Source organism: Acinetobacter towneri DSM 14962 = CIP 107472 (genome assembly GCF_000368785.1).
In the GTDB taxonomy this organism is placed as follows: domain Bacteria; phylum Pseudomonadota; class Gammaproteobacteria; order Pseudomonadales; family Moraxellaceae; genus Acinetobacter; species Acinetobacter towneri.
Map to the genome: position 1 here is coordinate 73,681 of NZ_KB849683.1, position 12,461 is coordinate 86,141.

The 12,461-nt window shown below is 37.1% G+C and carries 9 protein-coding genes and 1 pseudogene; 3 read left to right on the forward strand and 7 right to left on the reverse strand.

Translation table 11 applies throughout. The features are described 5' to 3' along the window. Nucleotides 1-272 precede the first annotated feature (272 nt). A complete protein-coding gene (locus F947_RS00935; RefSeq protein ID WP_004970248.1) occupies nucleotides 273-1,532 on the reverse strand; it encodes a capsule biosynthesis protein in 1,260 nt (419 codons plus the stop codon). An 11-nt stretch (nucleotides 1,533-1,543) separates the two neighbouring features. Next, on the reverse strand, nucleotides 1,544-3,535 hold the full coding sequence (locus tag F947_RS00940; protein WP_004970251.1) for a capsular polysaccharide biosynthesis protein: 1,992 nt from the start codon (nucleotides 3,533-3,535) through the stop codon (nucleotides 1,544-1,546). A 69-nt stretch (nucleotides 3,536-3,604) separates the two neighbouring features. Here F947_RS00940 and F947_RS14035 point away from each other — a divergent pair, with 69 nt between their 5' ends. After that, nucleotides 3,605-4,642, forward strand: a complete 1,038-nt coding sequence (locus F947_RS14035; protein WP_004970254.1) for an acyltransferase — start codon at nucleotides 3,605-3,607, stop codon at nucleotides 4,640-4,642. Nucleotides 4,643-4,707: 65 nt separating this feature from the next. Continuing rightward, on the forward strand, nucleotides 4,708-5,955 hold the full coding sequence (locus tag F947_RS00950; protein ID WP_004970257.1) for a stealth family protein: 1,248 nt from the start codon (nucleotides 4,708-4,710) through the stop codon (nucleotides 5,953-5,955). A gap of 56 nt (nucleotides 5,956-6,011) precedes the next feature. Here the strand turns inward: F947_RS00950 and F947_RS00955 are convergent, their stop codons facing one another. From F947_RS00955 to F947_RS00975, 5 genes are all read right to left on the reverse strand, one after another. Next, complete coding sequence (locus tag F947_RS00955; protein WP_004970259.1) at nucleotides 6,012-7,694, reverse strand: polysaccharide biosynthesis/export family protein; 1,683 nt, start codon at nucleotides 7,692-7,694, stop codon at nucleotides 6,012-6,014. A gap of 3 nt (nucleotides 7,695-7,697) precedes the next feature. Then, nucleotides 7,698-8,657 (reverse strand): KpsE/RkpR family capsule polysaccharide export protein, encoded by a 960-nt coding sequence (locus F947_RS00960; RefSeq protein ID WP_228619164.1) that lies wholly within the window; start codon nucleotides 8,655-8,657, stop codon nucleotides 7,698-7,700. 127 nt (nucleotides 8,658-8,784) lie between these two features. Then, nucleotides 8,785-9,447: an ABC transporter ATP-binding protein gene (locus tag F947_RS00965; protein ID WP_004970263.1), complete on the reverse strand. Its 663-nt coding sequence runs from the start codon at nucleotides 9,445-9,447 to the stop codon at nucleotides 8,785-8,787. Further along, nucleotides 9,444-10,271 (reverse strand): ABC transporter permease, encoded by an 828-nt coding sequence (locus tag F947_RS00970; RefSeq protein ID WP_004970265.1) that lies wholly within the window; start codon nucleotides 10,269-10,271, stop codon nucleotides 9,444-9,446. The genes F947_RS00965 and F947_RS00970 overlap by 4 nt, the downstream gene beginning before the upstream one ends. 206 nt (nucleotides 10,272-10,477) lie before the next feature. Beyond that, nucleotides 10,478-11,608 carry a phytanoyl-CoA dioxygenase family protein gene (locus F947_RS00975; protein WP_004970268.1) on the reverse strand — a complete coding sequence of 377 codons (1,131 nt, stop codon included), beginning with the start codon at nucleotides 11,606-11,608 and terminating at the stop codon, nucleotides 10,478-10,480. Nucleotides 11,609-11,777: 169 nt separating this feature from the next. On the opposite strand from F947_RS00975, the pseudogene F947_RS00980 reads away from it, so the two are divergent. Beyond that, nucleotides 11,778-12,386 (forward strand): annotated as a pseudogene (locus F947_RS00980) (type II toxin-antitoxin system HipA family toxin); the annotation flags it as partial. Nucleotides 12,387-12,461 lie beyond the last annotated feature (75 nt).

Consider the following 12,461-nt stretch of genomic DNA (forward strand, 5'->3'; position numbering starts at 1 on the left):
ACCGCTCTTTCTCTGATTTCAGGGGTATATTTTAATTTTGTCATCGGGATAGTCTCTCAGAATATTGACTCTCCGACAAACCCGGTACGGTTCAGTTTTGAATCATATAGCAGCTTTTAATCTGAGTTTCTTTTACATTAATCATAGTTTTGTATAGTGGTGTTAAAATGAGCAGCATACATTTTGAAACACCACCGAAAATCACTATCAAAACGGATAACTTTCTCTTTATCAAGAGGAATGTATGATCCAGTGTGAACTAATACAATTAATCAGATAGAAACAGGATTATTGGCTTGTTGCATTTCAACATCTACCTCGATATGTGATAAATCATAATCACCCATCCAAGGAGAATCACCATAAAAAGCCCCATTCAGTTGGGAATAATTAATCAGCTCTTCACGGAAATAGTTGAAATACACCTGATCGACCTTGCCTGGATTTCTCCAGAATTTAGCCAAAGGACGTTGGTTGGTCAATTTAGGTAAATTATAAAGTGCATAACCCAATACCTTGACAGGAATATGGTGATATAAAGCCTGAATCCCTGTCGTACTGTTTACTGCAACAAAACCCAGACTATTTTTTAATAATGTAGGCAAATGAATATCACAAAAATAGTGAACACGCCCTTCAACATCGTGAGACTTTGCTAGCTTACGAATATAAGAGGCATAATTACGATAGCCACGATCCATCGGATGATGTTTGAGCACCAAATGATGATATGGATCTGCATGTTGTGCAAAATCCTGAATAACCATTTCAATGTACTTTTTCATGCATTTTAAATCAGAATGGGTACGAATCTGAAAGTCATTATGTACTTGTAGTGCAAAAACAAAATAACGTTTTTTATAAGCCTGCATAAATACATTAAAGCGTTTTTCTTCTACGAAAGAATTTTTAATCCGTCGCACACCCGACCAGACCCAATAATAAATTTCTGACCAGATACTCATCTGCCGATGATGTTTATAATGCGGGTATTTCCAGGAGAAAAGCAGCATAAATACATAATAGACCATGACACTGATCAGCATCGAACGATAACTATTATTGACTTCAGATACTTTTTTCACTTGGGTATTTTTAGGTTTTTTTGTTTTTAATTTTAAATGCGATAAGAAGTTGGAAAAGAAATTTACCCCATCTTGCTCAAACGTAATATAGTTCGGCCGAATATAGCCTTCCTCAAAAGCAAAAAAGTTAATTCGATGCTTTAAGGCAACTTTTTTTGCAGCTTGATGATACTTGCGGCAGTCTCCAAAACAGACCACTGCATCAATCTCTTGAGACAAAAGCAAGTTTTCAATCCAAGCCGAAAAATCGGCATAAGGACCGGTAAAATCAAAATTATGTTCAAAAGAACGTGAGAAAAACTGATCTCCACCATTCAAGTTTACTTTAAAACACTGAATATCATGATCTTTTAGCCAAGCAGAAAAACGGTTAAAAAAGCCTCCCATCGGCCCCTGTAACAACAGAACCCGTTCAGAGAGCAATAAACGATTCACATGGACTGACATAAAAAACTGGCCTATTTTTTAAACTTTTTATATAACTGTAATAATACACGCTTATACTGATGATCATGATCTAGCGGTTGATCCAATTGACTTTTAATATAAGCGATCACATCCTCGGGGCGAACCAGGGGAATACCCGACGCCTGAGTATGTGGTAAATTATATGTTGGATACTCTACAAGAGTTACATATAACAAAGTTTCCAATGTCACATTTTTATTGATGCGTCTTTGTGAGGTATACAAGTCTTGTGTCAAGCCCCAACCTGCATAAAAAGGCAAACCATAACAATAAACTTTTAAACCTCGAATTAAGGCCTCAAAGCCACTGAGCGAGGTTATGGTATGAACCTCATCACAAATATCAAAACATTCCAAAATAGAGGTATTCAATTCAATCTGATCAGCATAAATCCACATATCCTTTTCGGGAATTTTCCCTACACGTAGCCCCGTTTGCACATCTGGATGTGGCTTATAAATAATATAACTGTCCGGATGATTTTCTCGCACTTGTTTCAGTAACTCCAGATTGGTCTTAATACCCATTCCGCCGAGCTGAATCGACATATCATCTTCAACCTGCCCCACCACCAATAAAACCCGCTGATGCTGAGGACGTTTTAATTGTCTTGCTTCGCCTACATTGTATTTTGAAATATTAAGATCTATCAGCATTTTTTGCAAACGCTGTGCGCGCTGTATTTGCGAAGAATCCAATTCTATCTGATTAAGTAGCTGCTCAATACGCGATGACTGCGTGGCATCATAATAAATCCCGATATCATCAAAAACCAGAGAGCATGGACGAATCAGCTTCGCACCCAAGCCCACAGAACGAATAAAGCCATCTTCAACAGTCGTCACCTGCTTATAGTTCAAATCTTTTAACTGTTTGGCTTTCTTACCCCATGCCAGAACATCAGCAGTTTTTTCAGGTTTGAAATAGCGTTGAAATTTCAGATGAAGCTTGGGAAAAGCAAAATAAGCAGCGATAAACTTTTTCTTCCAGGGACTAAATCCATAAGCTGTATAGGATTCGGCCAGACGCTGTTGAAACCGGATATTGGGAATAAGCAGCTCTAGAATATCTTCCAACTCACAACGTTGTCCGGTGACCGGATTTACATAGCGGGCATAGTGAAAATAGGCGCAGGCAAATAAGTGTTGCAAGCTTTTTTGCCGGTTTCTGCGGCCATTCAGAATATCCAAAGGCGCATGAGCATCATTGGTCAACCCCCAGCCTGCATACCACGGCACGCCGAAACAATGTACTTTTTTTTCACATAACAGTGCTTCAAAACCAAGCTGAGAACTCACCACATACACTTCGTCCATCTGCTGCAGCAGCTCGACAGGATTATAGTGCTCCGTGAGCAATCGAATATTAAGATGATTGAAATCCTCTTGAGCAAAATGGGCTTGAGCTTTCCCGGCCAGTACATCAGGATGGGTCTTTACCCATATAGTCGCATCTGGATGATCAATACAGGCTTGTCTTAACATGCTTTTAAAGGTATCAGGAGTAGCCCCTGCATATTTGATTGATTGATCACCAAAGGTTTGATCTATCACTAAGATATGTGTGCTTTTTTGATCAAACTTGCCTACATCTATTGTTTGAAATTTTTGATTATATTTAGTAATTCCATATTTTAAGATTTGGTCGATGGCATGCTGGGCACGAAGATTATTTTTCAGACTCTCATCTTTTAAAATGAGGTTTTCTAGATCTGAAGGCTGTAGTGCATCAAAATAAATACCGGTTTCATCAACAACAAGCGACAGAGGTTGATACCCTTCTTTACCAAGACCTAGAGAACGGACAAAGCCGTCCTCCAGGCATAGCGCTTTCAGACCTTTTTGTTCGGCTAAGGCTTGGGCTTTTAAAAAGCTTTTTTTTCTCCCCCATCCTAATACAATGAGATCATTAACAAAAAATTCTTCAACAAAAGCAAGAACTTGATTAATTTTTTTAATCCCTGATGATGAAAAAAGAACCATGATTGATTTAATTTTTTGTATAATTACATTATAATTATAATAACATCAATTTTATTTTTTTGAAATTTTATGAAATTATTAAAAGAAATGGAAGAATTAGTAACTAAACTAAATGATCAAAATTTTATTTATCTTAAAAAAATTGCTATTCATACTGAAAAATCAATGTACTTTGAATTTCCAATTAATGACGAAATCATCGTTACAACAATTAATCATGAAAACAAAACCTTATGTATTTATTCAAGATCACACAAGGAAATAAAAAATATAGAAAAAATTCTAAATTTTTTAAGTTTTAAAAATAAAATAAATACAAAATCTATATATTGCTCACTCGACAAAACTGACTATGATTTTCAGAATAAAATTCTTAAGATAGCTATTTCTTTTGAAAAATACAATATAAATAATAAAAAAATTAATATTAAAAATTTAAAAGAATACAAAGATATAAATAATAATGAAATATTAAATACTATAAACAGTACGATAGAAAACGTTTTTGTTAATTTCAAAGGTAAGAATAACAAATTAATAATTTTAGAAAAATCAATATTAAAAAATATAAATATTGATTTCAAGTTAAATAACAGCCAAATAGTCATTGGCAATAATCCTAGATTAAAATGTGATATTAAGATTGGAGAAGATTGTAATATCTATATAGGGCATAATATAACATCAACAGGAAAACTATATATAACCGCAGCTGAATCTAGTAAAGTTATAATTGAAGATGATTGTATGTTTGCCACAAACAATCAAATTCGGACAGATGATGCTCATCCAATTTATGATAGTACGAATGGTAAGAGACTCAACTTTTCAAAAGATGTAATTATTAAAAATCACGTTTGGGTTGCTTATGGTGCTTGCTTATTTGGCGGAGCAAATGTGGGACAAGGTTCAGTAATTGGAGCATTTTCTTTTGTAAAAGGTAAATTTCCTAATAACTGTATAATTGCAGGAACTCCAGCGAAAATAATAAGAAAAAATATTTTTTGGGATAGAAAAAGCTTAGTAAGCAACTCTATATTTGCCGAAGATTACTCTACGGATAACATGTTTTATAACTATATTAATATAACTAATGATACATTCTAAGTAATAGAAATATTATGTACAATATTAGTATTGAGTTAAATTGTTATTCATAAAGGTATAGTTTGATGAACGCTTATGTAAGAAAATTAAATAAGCTTGTAAAGAAACCTTCTGTTTTCTTTAGAGATTATTTTTTAAAAATGGCTCCAATTAATTATGGAGAAAATATTGAGTTACTTGAAGTAGAAAAAAAAGGCAGTGCTTCTCAGCCTATTTTAGTAGAAGCAAAAAAAAGTACTTCTCGTCTTACATCAGAAGCAAAAAAAGTTATTTCTGTAAAAACAAAATCAAGCAACACTGTTAAAAAACCAGCTATCAACAAAACATCTGACAATACTTTTTCTATTGAAGACATTTATTCTGTAACTTTTCCAATTGATATAGTCTATACATGGGTGGATGGAGATGATATTGATTTTATTAAAGAAAAAAATAAATACCTTCCACAAGGATCTGAAATAAAACCTGAAACATTTGACAGCGCAAGATTTGCATCAAGGAATGAGCTTTTATACTCACTTCGAAGCGTAGAACAATATGCTAATTGGGTAAATCATATTTATATTGTTACAAATGGACAAGTACCTTATTGGTTAAATATTAATCACCCTAAGGTAACTTTAGTTCCCCACAAGGATATTATTGATCAACAATATCTGCCTACTTTTAATTCACATGTTATTGAATCATGCTTACATAAAATACCAAATTTATCTGAACACTACATTTATTTGAATGATGATGTATTTTTTACACGTCCTATGGATCCAAATTATTTTTACACTTCCGGAGGAATATCTAAATTATTTATAACTAATGCATTATTAGCTGATGGTCCTCAGAACGCTCAGGATACTCCAACACAATTAGCAGGAAAAAATTCTAGAAAATTAATATTCAATAACTTTGATTTTATTGCTAATCGTATGTTTGCTCATACCTTCCATCCTCAGAAAAAATCAATTCAAAGCTTTATTGAAGAAAAATTTCATGAAGAATTTGATCTTATGAGAAAAAATAAATTCCGTAATGATACTGATTTATTATCTGCAACCTTTATGAACCATCATATTTCGTTATTATTAGGAAAAGCTATTGCTACAAGAACTCCATGTTTTTATTTTAATGTTAGATCTGCTTCTGCCCCATCACATTATAAAAGTTTATTGGCCAGGAAGAATACAGATCTTGCTCCTTACTCAATGTGCTTGAATGATGTTATATCTAGCTCTAAAAGCCTTAATAATTATGAGCAGATATTAGATAACTTCTTATCTTCATATTATCCTGAAAAGTCTTCATTTGAAATTTAATTTTTAAACGCTTAGTAAATGTGACATTGATTTAAATCAATGTCACATTTATTTCTTTAGAGATCTAAAGCCACTTTCGCAGCCACAGCAATTTGATACAACACTTGAGTAATACCACGTGTTAACTCAATACCCTTAGTCTGAGCTTTAGGCAATACTAAAATCTCATCACCTTGCTTAATTTTTTCACCCTTACGTACCAGTTCAGCCTTACCACTTTGTCGAATCACAATCACTTTAGATTTATTTGATTTCTGACTAAAACCGCCGACCTGCTCAATATATTCTTTGGCACTTAGACCTTGCTTGTATTCCACCCCATTTGGAAAAGCAACTTCACCATGCACCATGACCACAGAGGTTTTTTCAGGAATATATAAAATATCGCCCTGTTCCAAAATTACGTTTTGGAAAGTGTCTGGATTCAGCACCACCTGTCCCTTAGGTTCAACTTGACGTGCTTTAGCAATGAATTGCTTAACGAGTTCAGCATCACGCAAACGTAAAGCGGCTTCTTCCTGAGTACTTGAGCGTGCATTAAATGTGGTTTCTTCTAATTTATCCAAAGCAATATTCAACATCTCTTTTTGACGCTTAGCCACTGAAGGACGAAATAATTGCAAGGATTCCACTTCAGCCAAAGCATTCGGTTGAAGTTGGGTCAGGACATCACTGAGTTTGGCCCCATAAGGTAATACAATGGCATGGGCACCATTATGGGCACCATCGACACGTACTTGAATCGTACCTGCATAACGGTCAGCCGTTACAGTGACAATATCACCATCCTCAATCATGATATTCGGTGCTTGATTCAACGAATAATATTCACTACGGTATTCTGCACCTTGCCGGCGTTGAATACTGACATTGGTCGCCCCCGGTTTAAGCTTGGCAAATGCCAAAGCCTGTGCCAAGCTAACCGCAGGCGAGTTAAACTCAAAGTCATTCTGGTTATAGACTTCACCAGAGACATTAAAGGTATGGGTACGCTGCCCGACCACAATCACATCCCCATCTCGAAAAGAGAAAGGGCGAATTTGACCTTGTAACAGGAATTCATATAAGTCGACCTGCTGAATTGTTTGGCCATTGCGCATGACTTTAATATCAATATAACTGCCACGCTCTGGATCCACCCCACCCGCACGGTCCAAGTAAGCAATGACACTATCATTGGCGACACCACCATAATTACCCGGCTGATTGACAAATCCGGTGACCATCACCTTCACGGGCTGGGCTTGCTCAAGGGCGGCATACACGCCGACATTAGACACATAAATACGTCGTACCTGCGCTTCAACCACCGACTGTAGACTGCCATTCCGAACACCTGCTACTTTGACCGGTCCAACATTCGGAATAAAAATATTGCCTTGTGGATCGACGGTTTGAGTACCGTTAAACTGATAAGCGCCCCAGAGACGTAAATTAATATTATCGCCCGGGTTAATCTGATAACTACTATTGAAAGTTGATCCTGCAGTTGAAGCAAAAGCGCCTTTAAACAGCTGTGAACCAAACATCTGATTTTGATTTGGATATTTCATTGAGCTACTTGGAGAAAGCTCAACCACCGATTGACTCTTTAATAGAGCAGCATTATTGGCACTGCTTGGATCCAAGTTTCCACCATTCAAAGCCTGAGACACTTCTGTGGGTAAAAGGTTCGGCTCAAATGCATAGCTTGCCGTTGCACACGCCAATGATAAAACTGATAAAGCAATTTTTTTCATAATTTATTCTCTGTGCTCACGGATAATTGAATGGATCAGTAATCCAATGCCAAAAATAATATTCAATAAAATAAATGAAGTCAGACTGATATACACTTTCCGCGGATATAAAGCATCCTGAGCTAAACGCGGTGTCGCAATCACCACCAATTTCTTGAGCTTACGTGAAGCTTCTAAACGCGCTTTTTCCAAAGATACCAAAGAGATTTTATAAAGATCAGCGGCAAATTCAACCTGCGCCTTCAGTGCTTCAAAGTCAGCTACATTCTTATTCAGTTTTAAGTTATTCGGTGAAGTCAGTTTTGAACTTTCAGTATTAATTTGCTGTTGCAAGGCTGCGATTTGACTCTGTAACGCCACTACTTGAGGTGCTTCAGGCGTCAAATAACTAAGTAAAGTGCGCTCTTCAGTTTTCAATTGCGCCAAACTACTCTGTAAACCTGCAATTAGTGTCGCCACCGCTTTGGCTTGTAATTCAGGATCAAAGATTTCATTTTCATTTTGGTACTGGAGTACCGCCTGACGAGCCTCATCTAACTGCGCTGTTGCTTCTGCATACTGTTTCTGTGCAAATACTTGCTGCTCTTGCGCAATGGTCTGGGAAATTTCATTGATAAACTCATCACTTTGCTTTAATACTTCTTGATTGAGTTTCAGTGAGAACTCTGGCGAAAAGCCCTGAGCATGTACATGTAGCATCATGGTTTGCTCATCAAGTTCGACTTTAATCATTTTATTGAAATATTCAACCAGGTCTTCTACTGAAGCATCTTCCGACAATGCAAAAATCGGATCACGAACCGATGAAAACTCCTGACGTAAATTCAAGGTTTGATCTAACTGCTCAATCATATCGCGAGAGCCAATATACTCTTTGAGAATCTGAGAGTCTTCACGACTGGTATTGGGCACTCCCAACAAAGCTCCTAATCCTGCAGTATCGGCCACTGGAGTATCAGCCACTTGCTTTACCAGCAATGTAGAAGAAGACTGATAACGATCTTTAGCAAAGGCAAAAAGATAAAATACAATAACCAATACCGGAATGAGAACACAGCAAGTATAGGCAATCCAAAGCCGCTTATTTATTTTAGCTTGCATACGCTTTATATACCTCTACTGCATCTTGCACATTATCGAAATATTCTGCTTTACCATCCCGCACCAAGAAAGCAACGTCACAATTGCGGGTTAAATCCTTTAAGTCATGAGAAACCATAATAATATTTGAATTTTCTTTAAGTTCGTCGAGTAAAGCCTGACTCTTTTTTCGGAAAGAAGCATCCCCTACTGCACCAGCTTCATCGAGCAAATAATAATCAAAATTAAAGGCCATACTTAAACCAAAACCAATCCGGCTACGCATACCACTCGAGTAACTTTTCATCGGCATATCAAAGTATTTACCAATTTCAGCAAACTCTTCAACAAAATTTACCACATGTTCAACTTCTTCATGACTATTGACATAAAGTCTGGCCACAAAACGTACATTTTGCCGAGCCGTTAAACTTCCCTGGAAGCCCCCTGATAATGCCACCGGCCAGGAGATGGTCTGGTTGGTAATTACTTTACCAGAATCGGCATAGTCAATTCCGCCAATGACACGCAGTAAGGTACTTTTACCAGCCCCGTTTTTCCCCAAAAGGGCCACACTTTTATTTGCAGGTAAAATCGCATTGAGATCTTTAAATACATAATGCCGACCTTTCGGTGTGGCATATGATTTGGTTAAATTTTTTAATTCAATCATTTTGATTTCACCATACGGCGTTCAAAGCGTCTATACAGGAGCAAGCCTATAAATAAAGAAATAATCATCCATATTACAAAGTAACTTAAACTGATCCCCGGTACTAAATTATAGGTCGGTACGACAGCATGGCGCATTAGCTCAAAGATATGAATCAATGGGTTATATAATAGATATTCGCGGTATTGTACTGGAATGATATGGATGGAATATAAAATACCAGACAGGAAATAAAGGATTAAAAAGAAAACTGAAAGAAATTTACCCACTTCTTTGGAAAAATCGCCAATCACGATAAAAATCAGGCTGCACGCCAGCATAAATATAAATAACAATATCCAGTAGCCTAAAAGCTGGGGAATCTGTTCAAAACTGATGTGATAGCCAAACCATAAAAATGCGGCAGTAAAGGCAATATAAGCAGTAAATTTAAGCAAAAATTCAAGAATATTTCGCGCAAGCAAGGCATCAATCGGCTTTACCGGGCGATAGCTAAACAAACCTCGGTTAGATTCGGTAGCGCTAATCCCCAATGTCACGCCTGTTCTAAACATAAAGAATGGAATAATGCCATTAATTAAAAAAACAGCATAATCTATACCCGGTAAAGTTCTTTGCATGACTGTACCAAACAGGATTACCATGATTCCAATGGTCAATAAAGGCTCTAGAAAGACCCATAAATATCCTAAACGGTATTGACCAAAGCGGGTTTGTAATTCCCGAAGCAATAATGCACGTATCGATGCATACATCACTTGTAAACCACCACGCGCTTTCAATCGTGGGAGTTTTCTTAATGGCATCTGATGTTGTGGTTCCATTGCGATGACTTAAAAACTTATTGTATAAAATTTTCGATATCATACAGCGATCAATAAAGAGAAGAAAGCTAAACTCCTGTAAATCTGTCTGAGGCAACTTAAGTTGTATCCGGCATAATCTACAGATGCTGAAATGAATACCTTTATGATATACAGAGTTTTGCATTTCATTAAAGATATATTCAGCAAACTGACTCAAGAATTTTTTATTTACTGGTCAAAACCGCAGGATCGGTCGCGCTTTTTTTACCCACTTTCTTCCAGGGATTATTTCGTTGATATTTTTTTTCCAGAAAGTCCAAACCTGACCAATATAAGGGCACTAAATTTGATCTTAAAAAGGGCAAGGAAAGAGGATCGCCCCCTAACCAGGGCACAAATGGATTTCGACGTGCATAAGCCCATAGTTCGATTCTCATCGAAGGTTTGAGACTTTTTGCTCTGGCATGAAAACCATAAGTATCTGCAATAACTAAAGTATTAGCTTTGACAGAGAAAGATTTTGCTTTGGCATAGCCCAATTGGAGTACTTCTTCTTCTGACACTCGGAAAGAGCCCCTACGAGTCATTGCATCAGTTTTTGCCGTCATCGTCTCAGACTTCTGCTGTTCCCAAGCCAATCGTTCAGGACTTAAATGATGCGAGCCGGGTACATAGACGAAAGGGCCTTCATCTTCAGCAACATCTTCTAAAAATAGCCAGGCTTTTGCACTGGAGTGAAAAGTATCACTATGTAAATTAGTTTGAGGATCTGCTTTGGCCTTTCTGACATGCGAAAATATGACTTGTAGATAGGAGATGGGCTGAACTTTAAAACTGGCAACGTAATTCAGCAGGTTTCGCCATTCATCTGAATGTAGGAATTGTTTGGTCACGGGCATATGCTTCAAGGTTTTTCCATCTAATGCCATACGGCGAGTGACCGTATCCCCTTGCAAGGTTTCCCGGGTTTCCAGCGGAGTCGTCAATAATTCTTGTTTTAATTGAGCAAACTCATCTGCAGCCAAAAAGTTTTCCCTGAATATAAAGCCATTTTTTTGAAAACTTTCGACATCTGCCGGCTGAATGAACTTTGATAACTTCAATCTACGTTGTACTGCCATTTTTGCGGCAAACTGAACCCGGAAACGGTGTAAACCAAGTTGATTTAATTTGGAATTCCCTAATATAGAATTAGATTCGAAGGATTTGGACTGTGTCATCAAGGCCATACTGTCGCATATAAATTTTCCTGGAGATTGAACCAATATCTTGCTCAACTCCTGAGCTGCAGCTATTTGTTTTTGCTGATCCAGTTTTTTAATATTTTCAAAGACATTTTTTTTAAAGAAGTTCAATTGAAGTAACCCTGTTCTGTATTGGATCAATATTTGAAAAAATTATAACCAAAAACAAACTCGCTCGGTAAAACTTCTATCCAATCATTTTCTAGCTTAGCCAACCATCCTATAAAACCGTCTTTTATCAAGTTCGGTGTGTGAAATTCGAGTTTCCTTTCCCGCTCCGGGTGGATCTCCACAAGGTGCAAGGCCAAAAGCGCTCATCTATCGTGATCCTGACCCCAACGAATTCTCAACAGTTAGCTCACATCAACATGAAGCTTGGCTGATCAAATTTCCCGCTCAGCAAGAGCATCCTGAAGTTTGTGCAATTGAAGCTGTTTATGCAGAATGTTTGCGTCATTGTGATATTGACACCCCTGATACTCAATATTTTACTCTTCCGAATGGATTAACCGCATTTGCATCAAAGAGATTTGACCGCCACGATGGCATGTGTATCCCTATGCAAAGTTTAGCGGCCTTCACCGGAGCTGATTTTAAATCACCAGGGAATTTAGACTACGGTAACTTTCTTCGCGCTGCACACTTTTGCACCAATGATGTTCGCGAAAAAGCAATTGCATTCAAGCGAGCTGTTTTCAATGTAGTCTTCAATAATCGAGATGATCATTGCAAAAACTTTTCATTTCTGATGTCCCAAAATGGGCAATGGAAACTTTCCCCTGCCTATGATGTTACTTTCTTTGAAGGGCCAGGTGGGGGTTATGTTTCGCCTTTTGAGTTTGAAGCAATGTACTATGATAAGATTAACACGTTAGGTCAGGTGACCTAACTTAAATAAAAAAGTCTCTGACAAACCCGGTACGGTTCACTGGGGCTTTTTTATTGTTGTTTTATTCAATATTTT